This window comes from Paenibacillus sp. FSL R5-0378 (genome assembly GCF_038009285.1).
Classification (GTDB): Bacteria; Bacillota; Bacilli; order Paenibacillales; family Paenibacillaceae; genus Paenibacillus_AQ; species Paenibacillus_AQ favisporus.
The window spans coordinates 7056985-7075617 of the sequence record NZ_JBBPAY010000001.1 but is presented as its reverse complement, the minus strand read 5'-3'; the positions used below and the strand labels follow the sequence as shown (position 1 = coordinate 7075617).

Sequence of the window (18633 nt, the reverse complement as noted above, 5' to 3'; positions counted from 1 at the left end):
CAGTTTCGGCATCTGTTAACGAGCACGCCCTGAACAAGAAGTCAGCACCAAAGATTATGGACTTGGAGTCGTTAACGGCAAAGTGATGTGTAATGGCTACCGCAAGCAAGACCTGCATTATGACCCAAAAAAAGGGCGCGAAGGACCCTTTGATTCAGGTCTTTCGCGTCCTTCTCTCTTAGGAACCGGATTTGGATTATAGCTGAAAACGCAAGTCTGCGATGAGCTTCACGGCTTCGGCTCTCGTGGTCGGATTGCCAGGACGGAGGGTGCCGTCAGGATAGCCGCTCACAAGCTTCAGGGACACCGCTTTAGTGACAGCCTCACTCGCCCAGGACGGTATGTTCTTCCGGTCCTGGAAGGAGAGGGCTCCCGAAGGTACGGCAATCAGGCCATGCTTGTATTCATAGGCCCGGGTGATCAAAGCCACGACCTCCGCGCGGCTGATCGAAGCATTCGGCCGGAAGGAGCCGTCCGATCCGATTATGATGCCAGCCGCTTGAGCGGCAGCGACGTCTGGCGCATACCAGGCCTCGCTCGGGACGTCGGCAAACGGCTGACCGCCAGTGGAAGCCGCAAGACCAAGGGATCGCACAAGCAGGGAGACGAATTCCGCACGGGTAATTTCGTGCTCAGGACGGAACGTGCTGCTTGTACTTCCCTTTATGACATTCGCGGCAGTGGCGCTCTCGATCAGCGATTCGGCCCAATAGCCGGGCGTCACATCCGTGAACTTCACATCATTGGTCAGGCTGCTGTATACCGCCTTGGCGACGGATTGCACGACCGGATTGCCAATCGTCTGTGCCTCATCGAAATCTCCCGTCGTCGTGACTTCGGTCATGACGGAGATGGCGATCTCCTTGCCCGGCACGAGGAAGTAGCCGACGTCATGGGTCACGTTCGCGTTCTCGCCGGTCTTGTGGGCAATCGGAGCATCCGGCAGCGCGGCGCCGAATTTCGTGTTCACCTCTTGCGCCTTCATCCAATGGATAATCTGCTCGCTCGATTGGGCGGACAGAAACTCATGGTTGTAGATTTTGGCGAGCAGCGTCACCAGGTCGGCCGCGTCGATATAGTTGTCCTGCTCTGGCGTTGGCGCCGCGGCGAACATCTTGCGACCCAGATGCATCGTCTTGAGACCCAATTGATCCATAAGTGCCTGAACCTTGTCCAATCCGACAACGTCGATCAGTACGTTGGTCGCCGTGTTGTCAGACTGGGTGATCATCAGCCGTGCCAGCCGCTCGATTGTCACATCCTGCGGGAAAGTCTCCTTCTGGAGCGATCCTGTGCCTCCGACAACATCATCCGGTTCAACCGTCACCTTCTGGTCGAGCGTCAGTGTGCCTTTGTCCACCTGCTGCATCAGCGTCGATACAAGCGCCATTTTGATGGTGCTGGCCGGCATGTAAGATTGCAGCGAACCCAGCAGAACTTCGGCGCTACCAGCTTGTCCGCTCAAGTCCTTGATACCGACCGATACACGGATGCCCTCTCTCTCGGCTCTGTCGATGATGGGGGCAACCGCCAGAGACATGGCCGGCCATGCCGAAGCGGTAGAAGCAGCAGGTGCCGGATGGTCGGACAGATAGTTATAGGTTGCCTTGGCGATGCGCTGCACGTAAGGGTTGTCAAGTTCCTGGGCTTTACCGGCATCTTCCGGCTTCAGCACCTTCGTAAGTACGGCTATCGCGATCTCGCGGCCCGGAATGAGGAAATAACCGACGTCGTGGCTGACGTCTCCAAGCTCCCCAGTCTTATGTGCAATCGGCTTGCCCTGCAGAACGGCGCCGAATTTCGTATTGACCTCCTGCGCCTTCATCCACTCGAGAATCTGCTCGCGGGACTTCGCCGACACAACCTTCGCGTTATAGATTCGATCAAGCAAAGTGAGCATCTCCGGCGCACTCGTATAGTTGTCCTCGGCAGGCGATTTGGCCGGGGTCATCATTTTGCGTCCAAGATGGGTGACGGTGAAGCCTTGGCTCTTGATGAACGCGTTGACCTTGTCGAAGCCGACGAGTCCGATCAGGACGTTCGTTGCGGTATTGTCCGACTGTGTGATCATCAGCTTGGCCAGCCGTCCGATCGTCACCTCCTGCGGGAACTTCTCATTTTGCAGCGATCCCGCTCCACCGACGACATCTTCCGGCTTCACCGTCAGCATCTCGTCCAGGGAGTGCTGACCGGCATCCACTTCCTGCATAAGGGTAGCAATCAACGCCAGCTTGATAATGCTTGCGGAGTAATAGGCATCCCGGGAACCGAGCTCAATCGTCTCGTGTCCGTATGTACCGCTCAAATCTTCGATGTCGACCGATACGCCGACCCCATGTTCTTCGGCTGCATTGATAATTGGCTGAAGAACGGTCGCCAAGCCGGCCAGATGTTCGCTGGAAGCGGCCGCATAGGCGGACTGCGCTTGAACGGACGGCAGAAATAGTGCTGCCGATAAGGTGATTGCCGTTAAGACTTTGAGACTTCTGAATCTTTTGCGCATGATGAGCCTCCTGATTTAATGTTATATTTTATTACATAAAAATGAATGTTATCGGACATATTATATATCCATGTTACTTTATATATCAATATAATGATAGATTTTTATTTGCGTAAGGTTTGATGAGAACACCCATCTAATGTATCTCTAAAGTCTCTCTCATTCCTTATGTTTTAATATAAGAGAGTAATCACAATGAACTGGAAGGACAAATATGAAAAATGTAATGAAGCTTATGCTGATCATGGGCGTATCTGCGGTAACTATTATTCAACAAGGGCGGAGGAAAAGCGGGGATGTTATCCGCAGATTCTCTCTATCAACAAGTAGGTATTTCGAGTACGGGATTCTCCTTCGATAAAGGCACAACCCGCTTGAATTTAGGGAACCAAACTACAACAATTTCTGAAATGAACCGAAACGGTATGATTGATTTCAAGCAGCCCTTTCTTGCTTAAACCGGGGCTCGAGAAGGCGAAGGGTTAGCTGAGTTTAAGCCCGATCTGTCTAGTTTTTATCGGATCTTGATGAGGGGGGGGCGCCTTCAAATGCTAGATTTGCGGGACCAGGTATTGGCCGAGGTAGGCGTAGGAGATCAGGCAGACAATGAGATCAGGGAAGTACGGAACATTGAGGCCAACAACCTGTCCGAGCGGTTACAGTTACCTGCAGCCAGGGATGAACTCTATCAATGGGGCGAAACTCTCAATAGTTTCCTTCATAAGCTGGATATGTCTTTCGAACAGCAGCGTCGGTTCGGGATGAACCAAAAAACACGAGTATCTGTGGTGAAAACGAAATTTGAAAAGTTGCACACGCTCGGAATCCACAAGCAGAAGGCGTGGGAATACGCAAACAAGAGGACGGGCTTACTGGAGAATTTCCAATAGCCCCATCCTCTCATATCCCTCGGCAATAACAACCTCAAAGGATTTTGATTCCTCTGACTCCTCCTTCGCGTATCAGCTAGCCGACGAATCGCAGAAAAGGTGGTTGGCATCGGTAAGATCCACGTCCCCGATTCAAGGGACTTTCAGTTTCCCGCCGTTATTCAGCTTAAGTGAAACCTTAATCTCCTGTAGAGAATCTTTGGTCAGCTTGAAATCCTTTTCGGCATAGATTTTTTTCCACTCTTTATTTTGCTTGCGGTACAGCGTGTAATTCAATTGTAAAAGATCGGATTGGATCTCGAGCCCGTTCTCGAACGTTTGTCGGATTTCTTTCCGGACTTGTTCGGCTCCCTTGTCCTCCATAAGCCGTTCAGACATCGGCTGGATGACCTCGCTAACCACTCCGGTAAGCATGACGTCGACGGTGAAGGTAACGTCCTTCCCTTTGACGTTCGGAACGATTTGGATTTTTGGATTTTCGAGGGATAACGATACCTGGGGTTTCCCGTTTTTTCGTATGATTAGCGGACTGCGCTGGGTTTGGGGCTCTACCCAACGAAGCCCGGGAATGCTCTGCTCACTAAGCCATCCCTGGTATTTTCCATCTTGAAAAACGTATACTCCATCCATTTTCAGCATGGAGTGGGGTTTGCCGCCTTTTTCCCAGTTTCTGTTCGAAATGGATAGGGACGGCAGTAGGGTTGCCTTTCCCGGTTCCTGTATATCAGACTGGAATTCCCTGGAGGTGATTGGGGTGATATCGGATTCTTGTCTGTAACTCTCCTGGGGTTGTTGAAGCAATGACATGAGCGGCGATAGATTGAAAAAGGGAGTTACCGTAAACACCTTGTCCAAAGGCTCTTTGGTAGCAAAGATCCATGGCGTGTATCGCATTTCATAATATCGGTGCTGAAGTTCATCGAAATCGTGAATGCCCTTTTTTAATACGTTATCACTGACAACGACCGAAATAATTTGTCCATAAAAATTACGCATCTGCGAAGTGCGGTACAGTTCATTGACGGCGCTGATCGGCGTATCGCCCTTGCCTTTCCCGACCCAGACGGGAATGGGTTGAAGAGGCTTTCCCGATTCCATTTTGGCAACATCCGTAAAGTCCAGCATTTGCGCATAAACGATGTATTGATCATCAGCATAATCGAAGCCTATGCTCGTTAAATAATTGACGTCTTGTACATCCTTAATATCCCAACAACCAGTCAAAAGAAGAGAGAACATCAAACATATTGACATCAGTTTCTTCCCCTTGGACATCAGGAATCACCTTTCCTCGTAGAGTCTTGCGTATGCAGTATTTCAGGCCGGCGATCGATGGTATTCCATGGTTTCCGGATGATGGCCGCAATAAAGTCTTTCCAGGTAAGTGGGGATAAGGGAGCGAGATAGGGGACGCCGAAGGATTCCAACCGCGAAAGATACAAAATAACCGCGATCGTGGATAGAATAAATCCATACATCCCCAGTACCGATGAACACATCAATACAAAAAGCCGGACGATGCTCACCGAGCCAACAAGCGATTGATTGACTAATGTAAAACTCGAAACGGCGGTTACGGCCGATACGACCAGCAACGTCGTAGAAGCAAGGCCGGCCCGGATCGCTGCATCCCCGACCACGATGCCCCCAACGACGGCTACCGTTTGGCCGACCGCTTTAGGCAGCCTCTCGCCGGCTTCCCGGAACAACTCGAACATGCCAATCATTAAAATGGCCTCGATGGGTCCTGGTATAGGCAATCCTATTCTTGACATCGAGATCGTAGCCAAGAGCGGATACGGGATTTGTTCCACATTATAGGAGGAGAGTGCGATCCAAAAACCAGGAAGAAACAAAGACGTCACCAGGCCGATAAAGCGCAAAATCATTCCTAACGTCGAATAATAAAACGGAAAATAGGCATCTTCAGGGGACTTTAACAGAAGCGTCAAATTGGCCGGTCCGATAATGGCGTTCGGTGCTCCATCGACAATGACAGCGAAGCGCCCGTGGACGAGGCAGTCTGCCACATAATCGGGACGGCCGGAATAATCCAATAACGGAAACAGCGTGAAGGAATAATCGGAGATGATTTTCTCCAATTGGCTGCTTCCCATGATGTTGTCCATGTTAATATGCTTCAACCGTTTTTTGGCCTCTTTCACAATTTCAGGTTGAATGATGTCTTCGATGTAGAGCAAAGCGACTTTGCTGTTGCTCCTCTTTCCAACGGTAAATTGTTCGTAGCAAAGGGAATTGGTACGGAGGCGTTTCCGTATCAAGGCCACGTTGGTTGGTAATTCCTCCACGAACCCGTCCTTCGGCCCTTTGATGGATATTTCCGTATTGGATTCCGAAGGGCTGCGATGAGGGGGGGAAGCAATATCCAATCCATATACAGCATTCAGCTTGGAAAAATAAATAAGGAGTTGTCCCGAAAATACGCTTGTGATGATGTCTCCGGTCTGGTCAATCGGGGTTAATTCCAGTTTCTTATCCAATCCCATGCCGGGTTTCGGGTGATTCAGCATGCTTTCCAATCGCGGAAATACATATTCGTTGATTTGCTGGATATCCGCCAAACCTTCGCAATAGATAAGGAGAACTGACTGCGAAGATTCAGCGTCACCAAATTCATACGAATCCATCTTGACATCCGCGCAATTATGAAATAAGGAATGTAGCTCTTCGGATGACCATTGGTGTTCGTGGGAAACGTCGACAGAGCGTTCTACAGACGGCTTGCTCTTTGTAGATCCATGATCCAGAAGGGTTTTCCATAACCGGCGAAATTTCATTTGCGACTCACCCCATTCCTATTTTTCACGAGTACTGCGATAAACAATAACAACGACACGCCTACAACCAATCCTAAGGACAAAGGTAAATAGACATGCTTCAAGAAGCCGGCATACTGCATGTCGCTGATGGGTAATTCGACAAGGGCAACCATAGCGATACCGAGCATGGTCAGCCAAATATGCCTGATGTTCTTATGCTGATTGGCCGGCAAGAGTTCGACGAGAAGGAAGAGCGACATGGAAATCCGCACAAAAGCTCCCGACAGCCACTGGTAAATGGATAAGAAATCCACGTGCCGGATATATTTCCCGACCTGGACGAGCCGCCATTCTTCATAAGCCGGGTACCGCAGTTTGGCTGCTTCAAAGGGTCCGAATTCGGCTATTGCCCCCGTTACAGGTCCAAACACCAAAATGACCAGGAAGATGGCCAATAGACACAGCGACCAAGGACGAATGACCTTTTTCAATCGATGCTGAAAGAGCAAAATGATAATCAGTTCTACAAGTCCCCCGCCAACATACATGCATCCTTTGAGGATCGGTTCGGCTCCATGTTCCATTATGGGGGTCAATAAGGAGTAATTTTTTTTGGGGAGATTGGTGCTCATGACGAAATCCCCAAATACGATGACAAAAGGCAGTAGAATGCCCGATGTAATGGCGATCGCACGTAATCCGGCTTGAGCAGCGAAACAACATAAGAGAACTAGTGAAGCGGATAGAACGAGTTGAGGGGTTCTTGGCAAGTAAGAAGCATGCGTCCAGATGGTTGTATCTTTTACCGTTAAGACCATGATCGAAAAAAGATAGGCAATGAAAAAGGCTCGAAACACAGCGCTGATTGCTGTTCCGTAATTTTCACGCAGCCAAGTCGAGATTTGTTGCTGCTTTGTTTTTTTCATGATGTAGTAAAGAATCAGCGTCCAAATGGTGTACGGTAAAATAACAGTCAATACACTTAGCCACGCGTCTCTTCTGGCTTCTTGCAACAAGGAAGGAATGACCATCACATGGTTCATTAACCCTACCGCTAAGGCAATAATGGAGAATGAGGGAATGATGCCGATCGCAACGCCTGTTTTATTCACCATAAAATCCCCCTTAACCATGAATTTAATAAACATTCATTTCCATAAATGCTTGAGTTCATTCCGAGGTTGAATGATTGCTCTGTTATTGGTGGTAGGTGGACCGATATGATTGCTGCCCAAAGTGCAGGGTGTATCAAGGGGCTTAATGCTGCTCCACATGATGCAGCTGAAAAAGGACAGGGAGCCTGCCCTGTCCTCTGTTACCTAGATGATGATCAACGCGTGATGAGTTTACGGTTCGATCAAGGATTACAGATCGAATTTTCCAGTTGCCCATCATCTTGGCGACTTCAGGATCGCGGTACGATAAGAAAAGACTTCCCGCGTAACGAGGGTGGAAATTTGTTTGGGGATGTAGAATTTCCAATGAATTATTAATATCGTGAATCGAATTTGTAGGTATTAGCCAACGAACTACATAATTCGTCTCACTCACTTCAACTATCCGTTTACGACCTGCCGCTGAACCGTTTGATCGCTTCCTCCGTCACCGGCGTGAAGAGGTTAATCAGGTTGCCGTCGGGATCCCGAAACAGCACAGCACGGTTACCCCACGGCATCGTGGTTGGCTCCTTGACCCACTCGCTGACAAACGGCTTCAAGCGCTCGTATTCGGCGTCGACATCGTCAACACGGAACTCGAGGATGACCGTGTGATTGTCGGCCGCCACGGCGGAACCAGCGCCGAACAGCTGCACCGTCTGGGAGTGGCCGATCGCCAGGGTGCACGTTGACCCAACGATTTCGGCGAAGACGGGCGCGGGGCGTTCCGCCGACACGCCCATAACTTTCTCATAAAACCCGACAAGACGATTCACGTCGTCGGTAATGATGCGTACAGAAGCAAAATTCATGAAATACCATCCTTCCTATAATCCATGATACAGTACCGTATATTATCATTTTGGGTCATAAACCTTCGTATTGATCTCCCATTCCTTACGGTTACATACTCCGAGTATAAAAGAACGCTACTGACAACAGTATGTCAGTAGCGTTTTAACATTCGTTTTCGAACGAACGGGCAGGTTAACTATGGTTTAATCAAGGGTTCATGCTCAGCTTGGATGGGAAACAACTTCTGAGCGGTCTCGATAAAGGTTTTGACCGCAATGGTACAGTCCTCCAATGGAGCGGAGACGATGTGAATATCCCGGTAGGCTGCAGGTGAGATGCGTTTGAGGATAAGGCCAGAAGGCAGGTCCAACAGGGACAGCTCAGACATGACGGCCAAGCCTTCGCCTGCAGCAATCATTTGAAGAGCCGTTCTGTAGTTGTAGAGAATGTATTGAATATTGGGCTCTTCCCCGGCACTGTCGAACCATTGCAGGACAGGAGGCTCGTAACCGGCTTTGCAGATCAGCATAGGCTCCTCCCGCAAATCTTCCGGGCTGATGATGGACTTTTCGCTTAAAGGGTGATCCTCTCTCATCACGGCATAAATGCCTTCCCGGTATAGTGGATGAGAGTGAGTCGTTTTATCCGAGGGGATAACAAACCCGACATCGATGACCCGGTTATCCAGCCATTCCTGTATGTCCGCGATGGTCCCTTCAAGAATGCTGAATTCGAGCTTTGGATATTGTTGTTTGATATGGCTGATGATCTTCGGAACAAAATAAGAAGCGGCAACCGGGAATGCGCCGATTCGGACGCTGCCGGTTTCCATTCCCTTTTCGCTGGCGATTTCCTGGTCGACCTTATCATATCCTTGAAGAATCTCGCGGAAGATCCGCACGATTCGTTCTCCAACGGGTGTGAGGGCAACGCCCAGACGCCGGTCTCGAATCAGCAGCGTTACCCCAAGCTCGCGTTCCAGAGCGGTAACCGCACGGCTAACGGCAGGCTGTGTCATATTCATCTTTTCCCCGGCGGACGTAAAGCTTCGGGTCTCCGAGATCGCCACAATCAATTGAAGAAGTGATTTGTTCATACCAAATTTGATATCTCCCTCATGAGTTATATTCATTTTATTTATGTTAAGGGTTATTGTAACATGACTATAGAACAAGAGAAAGACTTGGAATAGAGTGGGGAGAGGTGTTTGGTAATGAAAGCTAAAGCATGGCTTTTTCTAGTATTGGCTAATCTGTTCTGGGCAGGGAATTTGATCTTCGGCAAAGCGGTAACGGCCGATTTCCCTCCGGTCTGGGCTTCCTTCCTGCGTTGGGCGATTGCAGCTGTCGTATTAATTCCGATGGCCCAGCTGGTGGAGAAACCGAATTGGCTGAAGGTGTGGAAAAATAACTGGGGTCTTCTATTATTCTTTTCGCTAGTAGGCGTTGTATTCTACACGCTGCTTACCTATACAGCACTTCAGCATACTTCATCGACAAACGGCAGTCTGATCAACAGCTTGACTCCGGCCGTGATGATCGTGTTGTCACTGTTGTTCCTGAAGGACAAGATTTCGGTGTGGCAGGGAGTGGGACTCGTCTTATCTTTCCTGGGCGTATTAACGGTATTGACGAAGGGACACCTCCTTGCCGTGTTCAGCACGCATTATAACCAAGGAGACGGCATTTTGCTCATAGCTGTGTTCCTGTGGGCTATCTATTCCATTGTCAACAAAAGGGCGCAGCATCTGCCCCCGATTACTTTTGTAGCCTTTACAGCCTTGATCGGCGTTATTTGTATGGTTCCACTGCTGTTTATGCAGCCTTTGCAAACCGGGCATATCACTGCAATCGGCATTACCGGGGTCATCTATCTGGGTTTGTTCCCATCCATCGGTTCGTTCCTGTTCTGGAACCAGGGAGTCAAGGTGCTTGGACCGGGCAAAGCCGGGATCACGATGAATCTGATGCCGATTTTCACCGCCATCCTGTCTGTGATGACAGGACAGGCATTACTGGTCTCCCAGATGGTTGGCGGTGTTATCGTGATTGCGGGGATGCTGCTGTCCGCTAACCTCATCCGGTCGGGAAAAGCCAAAACGAAAACGATCGGCGAGCAGCGTACAAGCGTGGTTTAAAGGGGTTATCGATACCGTGACAGAATCCGTAAGAGGAATGGGAAAAGCCAAGAGGGTGGTCATCACCTTCTTGGCTTTTGTGGTGTAGTGGCGGTAGAGGGGAGTCTAAACTAAGGGTTACAGATCGATTTTCCAATTGCCCATCATCTTGGCGACTTCCGGATCGTGGTACGATAAGAAAAGACTTTCCCGCGTATCGAGGGTGGAAATTTGTTCGATATCGTCCGCGCTTAACTCAAAATCGAAAATGTTGAAGTTTTCGACGATCCGCTCTTTGCGCACCGATTTGGGAATAGCCACGATTTCACGTTGAACAAGCCAGCGCAGCACGACCTGGGCGACGGATTTGTTGTATTTTTCTCCGATTGAGGTCAGCACTTCGTTGCCGAACAAGTTGTTGCGTCCTTCAGCGAAAGGCCCCCATGATTGGTGCTGTACTCCCTGTTCTTTCATAAAAGCGGCGCTCTCGATCTGTTGGTAGAACGGATGCGTTTCGATCTGATTGACGGCGGGCACGATTTCGTTATGCACGATGAGGTCCATCAGACGGTCGGGCAGGAAGTTGCTGACCCCGATCGCCTTGATTTTGCCTTCGCGGTACAGATCCTCCATCGCGCGCCAAGCGCCGTAGTAATCGCCAAACGGCTGGTGAATCAGGTACAGATCGAGATAGTCGAGCTGCAGCTTTTTCAGGGATTTGGCAAACGCCAGCTTGGCCCTCTCATAGTTTGCATCCTGAACCCAGAGCTTGGTTGTGATGAACAGCTCCTCACGCGGTACACCGCTGCGCTTGATCGCGCGTCCGACCGCTTCCTCATTCAGATAACCGGCAGCGGTGTCGATCAGGCGGTAACCGGCCATCAGCGCTTCATATACCGCATTCTCGCATTCTTCTGCATCGGGAATCTGGTAGACACCGAAGCCGATGATCGGCATTTGTACTCCGTTATTTAAAGTCACGGTTTGCATTGTCATTCCTCCCATGGTTTAAGTATAAAACGGCAAACGGCCGCGAATCCCGGGAATCGGGCACCTCAGCGGGGCTTCCGCTTACGGCCGGTTTGCTTTACAATAAGCCTACTACCTTCGTGTTACACGAAGGCAACCTCTATCAAAAATTTATTTTCCAAGGGGGATTACCATGCATACGGTCAAAGAAGCCGCCTTGATCACGGGACTTACCGAGCACGCTGTACGCTTTTACACGGATAAAGGCCTGGTGCCGAGCGTACAGCGCGATAAAAACAACATCCGGATGTTCGACGAAGAATCGATCAACTGGCTGCTTGGCGTCAAATGCCTTAAGCAATCCGGGATGCCGATTGAAGTCATCAAAACGTACATCGATCTCTGTCTCGAAGGAGACTCGTCTATTCCGCAGCGCTACAAACTCATCATGGAACATAAAGAAGCCGCGCGTGTTAAGCTTGAAGAGGCCCAGCGGCACATTGCCCATTTGGAACAAAAAACGGAACTCTATCAGGCCATTTTGGAGCACCGCTCTCCAGACACGACCAATCCGGGCAACTGGGACAACATTCAGCATATGCATGGCGACGTATTTTACTCGCCTTCGGTTCGGAAGGCATAAGAGATATTCTTTAGCGGGTCAAAGGCGTTAGTCGAGGGGGAGAAAATGGGTAGTTCTATAGATAAGCCATAGAGTTTGGAGGTTTAATTCGGAAATGGAATACATTCTAATCATCATATCTCTCCTGATCATCATGAATTTATGGGCTAAGGTGAGTAAACTAGAAGGTCGCATAAAAGGGATGCAATATACCATAAACCAGTTAACCCAACAATTGGGACTGCCTGAACATCCAATAAATGATGAACTGCGTCAGCTCATAAAAGAGGGCGAAGACGTAAAAGCCATTAAAAAAGCTAGAGAAACTTTAGGCCTTTCACTGCTAGAAGGAAAAGAATATATTGATAAGTTGAAATAGGTAACCAGTCATAAACCATGCTGAAGAGATACATTTTTTACAACGAAAGTGTTATAATGATCAACAACAGGTATAAAATAAAATAAGAGCAAGGATGTTGTAGCATCCTTACTCTTGACAACAGCCGCTTTAAAGGCGGTTAGCTAAACTAGGTAATTAGTCGAGAGATAGACCGCAAACCTTTGCAGAGGGCGGTCTATTTCTTTTTCATGTAGGTTAGCAGCGCTAGAATGAACATGCCGAACATGAACATTAGGGTAAGCGCGTCTTTGACCTCCATTGGCATCACCTCCCTTCTTCGGGAGACTAGCCGACCGCCCATAAGCTTTTCTGTTGTCTATAGTAAATTATACCACTCGCGAGCTTAGCCTGTTAACCTTATTCCTTAACCCCACAGGGAAACCGTCATGTTTTTCCTTTAATTGTCTACACTAAGCATAATGGTACGCCGCTAGCTTAAAAAATCTTATACATCATCATCTTTCCTTGAAGGGGGACAACTGTTTTGGATTCGCAGTTTCTAGATTTATTGGCCCAGCAATATGATACGGAAGAAAAAGTGATCACGGAAATCATCAACCTTGAAGCGATCTCCAACCTCCCCAAGGGAACCGAGCATTTTGTCAGTGATTTGCATGGAGAGTTCCAGGCTTTTCAACATGTGCTCCGAAACGGTTCGGGTACCGTCAAAGAGAAAATCAAAGATTTGTTCCGTGAGGAATGGACGGATCAAGAAATCAGTGATTTTGCGGCGTTAGTCTATTATCCGGAAGAAAAAATACAGCTGGTTAAAGGAGACCTGTGCAATAAACAAGCCTTGAACCGGTGGTATCGACAAACGATCGAACACATGCTTAAGCTCATTTCTTATGCCTCTTCCAAATACACGCGCTCGAAATTGCGTAAGGCTCTGCCGGAGCGGTTTGTATATATCATCGAAGAGCTTCTATACAAGACGGATTTAACCCACAATAAGGATCCTTATTATGAGGAAATATACCGGCAAATTATCTCCTTGGGACAGGCGGACAAGCTCATTATCGGCCTTGCTTATACGACCCAGCGCCTGGTGGTTGACCATCTTCATGTGGTCGGAGATATTTATGACCGCGGGCCGGACCCGGATAAAATCATGGACACGCTGATCAACTACCATTCAGTAGACATCCAGTGGGGGAACCATGATGCCTTATGGATCGGCGCCTATGCGGGTTCCCTGGTCTGCCTTGCGAATATTATCCGGATCTGCGCCAGATACGACAATCTGGACATCATCGAAGACGTATACGGCATCAATCTTCGCCCACTGCTGAACTTGGCGGAGAAGTACTATGATGACAATCCGGCCTTCAGACCGAAGCTGCAAGCGGACCATAACGTATCGGAGCCGGAAATTCTGCAGATTACCAAAATTCATCAAGCCATTGCCATGATCCAGTTTAAGCTTGAAATCCCGATTATTAAGAGACGCCCTTACTTTAATATGTCTGAAAGGCTTTTGCTGGAGAAAATCGATTACGACAACAATGAAATCAACCTTGGCGGAAAAACGTACCCGCTGGAAAACACCTGCTTCGCAACAGTAAACCCCGAGCAGCCTGAACAATTGTTAGAGGAAGAGCAGCAGGTGCTGGAGAAGCTGCTGTTCTCCGTTCAGCATTCCGAAAAGCTGGCGAGACATATGAATTTTCTGATGAAAAAGGGCAGCCTTTATTTAAAATACAACGGGAATTTGCTCATCCACGGCTGTATTCCTTTGGACGAAGAAGGAAACATGGAAGAAATGCAGATCGAAGACCAACTGTATTCGGGCCGTCAGCTGCTCGATGTTTTTGAATATTATTTACGTTACGCCTTTGCGCATCCGGAAGAGACAGATGATCTGGCTACGGACATGGTGTGGTACATCTGGACAGGGGAATGTTCCTCGCTCTTTGGAAAAAGAGAAATGACCACCTTTGAACGCTACTTTATCCAAGATAAAGAAACCCATAAGGAGAGAAAGAACCCTTACTACCATTTGCGTGAACAGGAGGAGATCTGCCGGAAAATCCTGCTGGATTTCGGTTTGAATCCGGATCATGGACATATCATTAACGGTCACACGCCGGTTAGAGAAATTCGTGGGGAGAACCCGGTTAAAGCGGGCGGGAAAATGGTCGTCATTGACGGCGGATTTTCCAAAGCTTATCAGTCTACAACGGGCATTGCCGGGTATACCTTGCTGTATAATTCCTTTGGCATGCAGCTTGTGGCTCATCAGAAATTCAATTCCAGAGAAGATGTGTTATGTAACGGGACGGACGTATTGTCTGTAAAAAGACTGGTGGACAAAGAACTGGAGCGGAAGCTGGTGAGGGAAACGAATGTCGGGGAGAAGCTGCAGCAGAAAATATCCAATTTGAAGAATCTCCTGGAATATCGTTATATGAAATGAAACAGCTGCGAAATGGAACCATGGCTATAGGTAAAAGGAGTCGCCCGAGGGCGGCTTTTTTATTTTTAAAAATGTTTTGCCTCCTGCTGTACCCTGACATAATGCTGTCAAGGTGGTTGGTCTAATATTAGTAATGTAAGCAAGACAAACGCCAACCCATTTGAGGAGGAAAATGAAATGACTACAGTTAACCCGAATTGTTACGAGGTAAGTGAAGCGATCCATCCTTTCCATATCGCCGTGCCACAGGATGATCTTGATGATCTTCGGTATCGTCTGTCCCGGACGCGGTGGCCTGAAGCGATGAACGGGGCCGGCTGGAAATACGGCATTTCACTTGACTACATCAAAGAGTTGGCGTCCTACTGGCAGAATGAATATGATTGGCGGAAATATGAGGCGCAATTGAACGAGTATCCGCAATTTACAACGACAATCGACGGAGCCCAGATCCATTTCATGCATGTTCGCTCGCCAGAGCCAGATGCATTCCCATTGCTGCTTACTCACGCCTGGCCCAGTTCGATTGTGGAGTTTCTGGAATTAATCGGTCCGCTTAGCGATCCGCGCAGCCACGGCGGCGATCCGGCGAACGCATTCCATCTCGTCATCCCTTCCGTTCCTGGATTCGGCTTCTCGGGTCCGGCGCTCGGCTCCGGATGGAATATTGCCCGCATTGCAAAGGCATGGGATACGTTAATGAAACGTTTGGGATATACAGAGTACGGATCACACGGCAGCGACTGCGGTGCACTTGTGTCCAGAGAGCTTGGTATACAAAAGCCGGAAGGTCTGCGCGGCATACACGTGTTGCAGTTATTTTCCTTCCCTTCTGGAGATCCTGCCGAGATGGCGGGTTTATCGGAGGAAGATCAGAAGCGGCTTCAATTTCTGGCGAATTTTCATGAACGGGCGGGCTTTAATTCGATCCAATCCACCCGGCCGCAGACGCTCTCCTATGGGCTTGCGGATTCGCCGGCAGGTCAGCTCTCTTGGATAGCCGAGTTATTTAACGGTTTTGGCGATCATGTGGATTTTATTGACAGGGATGCACTCCTGACGAATGTCACTCTGTACTGGTTGACCAATACGGCGGAATCGTCCGCCCGGTTATATTACGAGAACGCACATCAGCAGCAGGAGCCGCAAGGACCGAATACGACTCCGACAGGAGTGGCCTTGTTCGGAGATGATTTCAAATCGATAAAACGGTTTGCCGAACGGGACAATACCAATATTGTGCACTGGTCGGAGTTTGAGCGCGGCACCCACTTTGCCGCCATGGATGCGCCGGATCTTCTGATTCCCGACATTCAGTCATTCTTCAGAAGATACCGCTGATATCAGGGATATGGGAAGAAGCCAAGAGGGCGAAGATCGCCTTCTTGGCTTTTTCATCAAACGACATTCGACTGCTCGGCAAACAGCTCGGGCTGCTCCGGGTAGCCGTATGGAAAAGAATCCAGATAAACAATATACTGTATAGGATGAACTAAAGAAATGAATGTCATAGATCTATAACCCTATAACTGTTTTTTATTGAGGTGAATATCAATATGGAAGAAATCGATGATTCAAAACAAATTGTATTACAAATCGGCGGTGCCTTGAAAAAGTACAGAAAAGAAAAAAATATGAGCTTAGACGACTTAGCGGAGTTAACGGGCGTCAGCAAACTTACTCTGGGGAATATCGAACGTGGCGAGACAAATCCAACTTTGGGGATGATATGGAAAATTTCAAAAGGCATATCTTTACCGCTATTGGCTTTGTTCAAATCAGAAGAACCTGTTAGTTTGTATCGGGCAGGGGAAGGACTGCGATTTTCTAATGGTGAAAAAAATTGGGTCATTGAACCTGTCTTTAAAAGCAACGATATTGAAATGTGTCGGGCATACTTACAGCCGAACAGCTCGTATTACCCGGAAGGTCATCATGTGAATACAACGGAAATTGCGACAGTCATGACGGGTTCCATTGAAATACAAGTCAACGGAGAGATTTACACATTGAATCAATATGATACGATGAGTTTTCGTGCAGATTATGCTCACTCTTATACGAATCCTACGAATAGTGAAACCGTACTCCATATCTCCTTAAAGTATGGTTTCTAAAAATCGAAAATTCCTCTTATTACATACAACTCCGAATTCCATGATGGGATTCAGAGTTGTATTTTTGTTTTTAGATGAGTCCTGGTTTACTATAAAATACTTCTTGTTAAAAATAATATACTATAATATACTTTTGTTGTTCGCGCGAATGTTTTTGCATCATAGGCATGAATTCAGGAAGGAGAATTGAAGAATGCCGAAACAAATTAATAAAGGGGTATCATCCTCTATAGGGCTGATCATTCTCGGCATTATTGTTATTGCAGCAAATTTACGTACTCCCTTAACCTCTGTCGGTCCTTTAGTGAGTCTCATAAGGGATGACGTTCATATTTCAAATACATTAGCGGGCCTGATCACAACGGTACCCTTGCTTGCGTTTGCTTTATTATCTCCTCTAGTACCGAAATTAGGACGAAAATATGGGGTTGAACGTATCATTTTGATGGCCCTCATCTTCCTGACAGTTGGTGTTGTCATACGTTCTTTGTCTGGCGCAGTTGATCTGTTTATTGGAACAGCCATTCTTGGATTCGCCATTGCCGTGTGTAATGTATTATTGCCAAGTATCATCAAAAGGGATTTCCCGAATAAAATTGGCTCCATGACAGGTGTTTACTCCATTTCAATGAGTTTATGTGGAGCAATCGCATCGGGAATCAGTGTACCAGTAGCCGTGAACGCAGGTCTAAAATGGCAGGGAGCATTGGGAATATGGGGGATGCTAAGCTTTGTTTCGGTCCTCTGTTGGTTACCCCAATTAAGAAATCAAACGAAGCAAACGGCCACGACGAGTCAACAGGTGGCCGGCAAAGAGGTGAATGTTTGGAGATCCCCGCTTGCCTGGCAAGTAACCATATTTATGGGGATACAGTCCATGGTTTTCTATGTGTTGATCGCATGGTTGCCTGAAATTTTAAAGCAGCAAGGAGTTGATTCCAGCCAATCCGGATGGTACCTCTCGATCATGCAGTTGGCTATGCTTCCATTTACCTTTATTGTCCCCGTTATTGCTGGGCGCATGTCCAGCCAACGTTTGTTAGTAGTCATCACAACCATTTTGCTGTTGACGGGAACGCTCGGGATCCTTTACGGTAGCTCCGATATCATTCTGTTATGGATCATCTTACTCGGAATTGGTGGAGGCTTCGCCTTTAGTTTGTCCATGATGTTTTTCGGGCTACGTACTGAAAATGCGCATCAGGCAGCGGAACTGTCCGGCATGGCACAATCGATCGGATATCTGCTTGCCGCAATCGGTCCTGCCCTTATCGGATATCTGCATGATGCGACAAATCGTTGGAACCTGCCGCTTTTCATTCTGCTTGGCGCTTCGGTCTTACTCCTTTTAGTCGGTTTAGGCGCAGCAAAAAACCGTTATGTAGGTAGCCGAAATCGTTACGAGCTGCCACGGAAAGGATGATTAGAATGTTTGATAAAATGATGGTGGCCATTGATCAAGCTGAAATAACGAACAAGCTCCTTGATGCAGCCGTTGAAATAGCCCAAAACAAACAAACGCAAGTTACCTTGGTTCATGTCAGCCAGGAATATGTGTCGAATGGCATGACCTATGTACCAGAGAATTTCTTGGAAGAAATTTTGAACGAAATGGAGAAAGCGGGTTTGGAACAGCTGCAGCAAGCCGAATCTAAATTGAAATCTGCGGGGATTAACCCGGAAACCGTTCATCTTAAGGGTGATCCTGCACATGAAATATTAAATTATGCAAGGGATACCGAGCAGCAGCTTATTATTATCGGAAGCCGTGGGCTGAGGGGCATCAAAGAAATGATGCTTGGAAGCGTCAGCCACAAGGTTTCACAGCTATCCAATTGTCCAGTCCTCATTATGCATTAGCTCCTTCG

General features: G+C 48.1%; 18 protein-coding genes. 10 read left to right on the top strand and 8 right to left on the bottom strand.

Annotated elements, in window-relative coordinates:
* Positions 1-196 precede the first annotated feature (196 nt).
* Complete coding sequence (locus MKY74_RS32645; RefSeq protein WP_076176631.1) at positions 197-2503, bottom strand: serine hydrolase; 2307 nt, start codon at positions 2501-2503, stop codon at positions 197-199.
* Positions 2504-3051: 548 nt separating this feature from the next.
* Here MKY74_RS32645 and MKY74_RS32640 point away from each other — a divergent pair.
* Positions 3052-3393 carry a hypothetical protein gene (locus tag MKY74_RS32640; protein ID WP_076176632.1) on the top strand — a complete coding sequence of 114 codons (342 nt, stop codon included), beginning with the start codon at positions 3052-3054 and terminating at the stop codon, positions 3391-3393.
* 132 nt (positions 3394-3525) lie between these two features.
* Here the strand turns inward: MKY74_RS32640 and MKY74_RS32635 are convergent, their stop codons facing one another.
* Genes MKY74_RS32635 through MKY74_RS32625 form a run of 3 tightly spaced genes read right to left on the bottom strand, consistent with a single transcriptional unit; the run spans position 3526 to position 7288 of the window.
* Positions 3526-4647 carry a Ger(x)C family spore germination protein gene (locus tag MKY74_RS32635; RefSeq protein WP_341013788.1) on the bottom strand — a complete coding sequence of 374 codons (1122 nt, stop codon included), beginning with the start codon at positions 4645-4647 and terminating at the stop codon, positions 3526-3528.
* Between the two features lie 20 nt (positions 4648-4667).
* The gene (locus MKY74_RS32630; RefSeq protein WP_285855412.1) at positions 4668-6191 is read right to left on the bottom strand and encodes a spore germination protein; all 1524 of its coding nucleotides are present in this window, start codon (positions 6189-6191) and stop codon (positions 4668-4670) included.
* The gene (locus tag MKY74_RS32625) at positions 6188-7288 is read right to left on the bottom strand and encodes a GerAB/ArcD/ProY family transporter (protein WP_251678654.1); all 1101 of its coding nucleotides are present in this window, start codon (positions 7286-7288) and stop codon (positions 6188-6190) included. The genes MKY74_RS32630 and MKY74_RS32625 overlap by 4 nt, the downstream gene beginning before the upstream one ends.
* 105 nt (positions 7289-7393) lie before the next feature.
* On the opposite strand from MKY74_RS32625, the gene MKY74_RS32620 reads away from it, so the two are divergent.
* Positions 7394-7666: a hypothetical protein gene (locus MKY74_RS32620; protein ID WP_076173974.1), complete on the top strand. Its 273-nt coding sequence runs from the start codon at positions 7394-7396 to the stop codon at positions 7664-7666.
* A gap of 71 nt (positions 7667-7737) precedes the next feature.
* On the opposite strand, the gene MKY74_RS32615 is transcribed toward MKY74_RS32620, so the two are convergent.
* Both MKY74_RS32615 and MKY74_RS32610 read right to left on the bottom strand, forming a co-directional pair.
* A complete protein-coding gene (locus MKY74_RS32615; protein ID WP_076173972.1) occupies positions 7738-8142 on the bottom strand; it encodes a VOC family protein in 405 nt (134 codons plus the stop codon).
* A gap of 179 nt (positions 8143-8321) precedes the next feature.
* Positions 8322-9221, bottom strand: a complete 900-nt coding sequence (locus tag MKY74_RS32610; protein ID WP_076173970.1) for a LysR family transcriptional regulator — start codon at positions 9219-9221, stop codon at positions 8322-8324.
* 117 nt (positions 9222-9338) lie between these two features.
* On the opposite strand from MKY74_RS32610, the gene MKY74_RS32605 reads away from it, so the two are divergent.
* Complete coding sequence (locus tag MKY74_RS32605; RefSeq protein WP_076173968.1) at positions 9339-10262, top strand: DMT family transporter; 924 nt, start codon at positions 9339-9341, stop codon at positions 10260-10262.
* A gap of 117 nt (positions 10263-10379) precedes the next feature.
* Here MKY74_RS32605 and MKY74_RS32600 read toward each other — a convergent pair whose 3' ends face one another.
* A complete protein-coding gene (locus MKY74_RS32600) occupies positions 10380-11231 on the bottom strand; it encodes an aldo/keto reductase (RefSeq protein ID WP_076173964.1) in 852 nt (283 codons plus the stop codon).
* A 172-nt stretch (positions 11232-11403) separates the two neighbouring features.
* Between MKY74_RS32600 and MKY74_RS32595 the strand changes: the two genes are divergently transcribed.
* A complete protein-coding gene (locus tag MKY74_RS32595; RefSeq protein WP_076173961.1) occupies positions 11404-11853 on the top strand; it encodes a MerR family transcriptional regulator in 450 nt (149 codons plus the stop codon).
* 94 nt (positions 11854-11947) lie between these two features.
* Entirely contained in the window at positions 11948-12211 is a 264-nt protein-coding gene (locus MKY74_RS32590; protein WP_076173958.1) for a hypothetical protein, read from the top strand.
* Between the two features lie 196 nt (positions 12212-12407).
* On the opposite strand, the gene MKY74_RS32585 is transcribed toward MKY74_RS32590, so the two are convergent.
* Positions 12408-12491 carry a putative holin-like toxin gene (locus tag MKY74_RS32585; RefSeq protein WP_269474728.1) on the bottom strand — a complete coding sequence of 28 codons (84 nt, stop codon included), beginning with the start codon at positions 12489-12491 and terminating at the stop codon, positions 12408-12410.
* Positions 12492-12716: 225 nt separating this feature from the next.
* On the opposite strand from MKY74_RS32585, the gene MKY74_RS32580 reads away from it, so the two are divergent.
* The 5 genes from MKY74_RS32580 to MKY74_RS32560 all read left to right on the top strand — a co-directional run bounded on the left by MKY74_RS32580 (position 12717) and on the right by MKY74_RS32560 (position 18625).
* The gene (locus tag MKY74_RS32580) at positions 12717-14648 is read left to right on the top strand and encodes a fructose-1,6-bisphosphatase (protein WP_076173956.1); all 1932 of its coding nucleotides are present in this window, start codon (positions 12717-12719) and stop codon (positions 14646-14648) included.
* 177 nt (positions 14649-14825) lie between these two features.
* Positions 14826-15989, top strand: coding sequence for an epoxide hydrolase family protein (locus MKY74_RS32575; RefSeq protein ID WP_076173954.1), 1164 nt, complete (start codon positions 14826-14828; stop codon positions 15987-15989).
* Between the two features lie 215 nt (positions 15990-16204).
* Entirely contained in the window at positions 16205-16765 is a 561-nt protein-coding gene (locus tag MKY74_RS32570) for a helix-turn-helix domain-containing protein (RefSeq protein WP_076173951.1), read from the top strand.
* A 193-nt stretch (positions 16766-16958) separates the two neighbouring features.
* Positions 16959-18188, top strand: a complete 1230-nt coding sequence (locus tag MKY74_RS32565; RefSeq protein WP_076173949.1) for a CynX/NimT family MFS transporter — start codon at positions 16959-16961, stop codon at positions 18186-18188.
* Positions 18189-18193: 5 nt separating this feature from the next.
* Positions 18194-18625 carry a universal stress protein gene (locus tag MKY74_RS32560; RefSeq protein WP_076173946.1) on the top strand — a complete coding sequence of 144 codons (432 nt, stop codon included), beginning with the start codon at positions 18194-18196 and terminating at the stop codon, positions 18623-18625.
* Positions 18626-18633 lie beyond the last annotated feature (8 nt).

Coding starts and splice junctions, on each gene's coding strand:
- MKY74_RS32565 (WP_076173949.1), top strand. CDS start 16,959: ATGCCGAAACAAATTAATAAAGGGGTATCATCCTCTATAGGGCTGATC.
- MKY74_RS32625 (WP_251678654.1), bottom strand. CDS start 7,288: ATGGTGAATAAAACAGGCGTTGCGATCGGCATCATTCCCTCATTCTCC.
- MKY74_RS32595 (WP_076173961.1), top strand. CDS start 11,404: ATGCATACGGTCAAAGAAGCCGCCTTGATCACGGGACTTACCGAGCAC.
- MKY74_RS32585 (WP_269474728.1), bottom strand. CDS start 12,491: ATGGAGGTCAAAGACGCGCTTACCCTAATGTTCATGTTCGGCATGTTC.
- MKY74_RS32600 (WP_076173964.1), bottom strand. CDS start 11,231: ATGCAAACCGTGACTTTAAATAACGGAGTACAAATGCCGATCATCGGC.
- MKY74_RS32615 (WP_076173972.1), bottom strand. CDS start 8,142: ATGAATTTTGCTTCTGTACGCATCATTACCGACGACGTGAATCGTCTT.
- MKY74_RS32645 (WP_076176631.1), bottom strand. CDS start 2,503: ATGCGCAAAAGATTCAGAAGTCTCAAAGTCTTAACGGCAATCACCTTA.
- MKY74_RS32640 (WP_076176632.1), top strand. CDS start 3,052: ATGCTAGATTTGCGGGACCAGGTATTGGCCGAGGTAGGCGTAGGAGAT.
- MKY74_RS32575 (WP_076173954.1), top strand. CDS start 14,826: ATGACTACAGTTAACCCGAATTGTTACGAGGTAAGTGAAGCGATCCAT.
- MKY74_RS32570 (WP_076173951.1), top strand. CDS start 16,205: ATGGAAGAAATCGATGATTCAAAACAAATTGTATTACAAATCGGCGGT.
- MKY74_RS32605 (WP_076173968.1), top strand. CDS start 9,339: ATGAAAGCTAAAGCATGGCTTTTTCTAGTATTGGCTAATCTGTTCTGG.
- MKY74_RS32610 (WP_076173970.1), bottom strand. CDS start 9,221: ATGAACAAATCACTTCTTCAATTGATTGTGGCGATCTCGGAGACCCGA.
- MKY74_RS32630 (WP_285855412.1), bottom strand. CDS start 6,191: ATGAAATTTCGCCGGTTATGGAAAACCCTTCTGGATCATGGATCTACA.
- MKY74_RS32560 (WP_076173946.1), top strand. CDS start 18,194: ATGTTTGATAAAATGATGGTGGCCATTGATCAAGCTGAAATAACGAAC.
- MKY74_RS32590 (WP_076173958.1), top strand. CDS start 11,948: ATGGAATACATTCTAATCATCATATCTCTCCTGATCATCATGAATTTA.
- MKY74_RS32635 (WP_341013788.1), bottom strand. CDS start 4,647: ATGTCAATATGTTTGATGTTCTCTCTTCTTTTGACTGGTTGTTGGGAT.
- MKY74_RS32620 (WP_076173974.1), top strand. CDS start 7,394: ATGATTGCTGCCCAAAGTGCAGGGTGTATCAAGGGGCTTAATGCTGCT.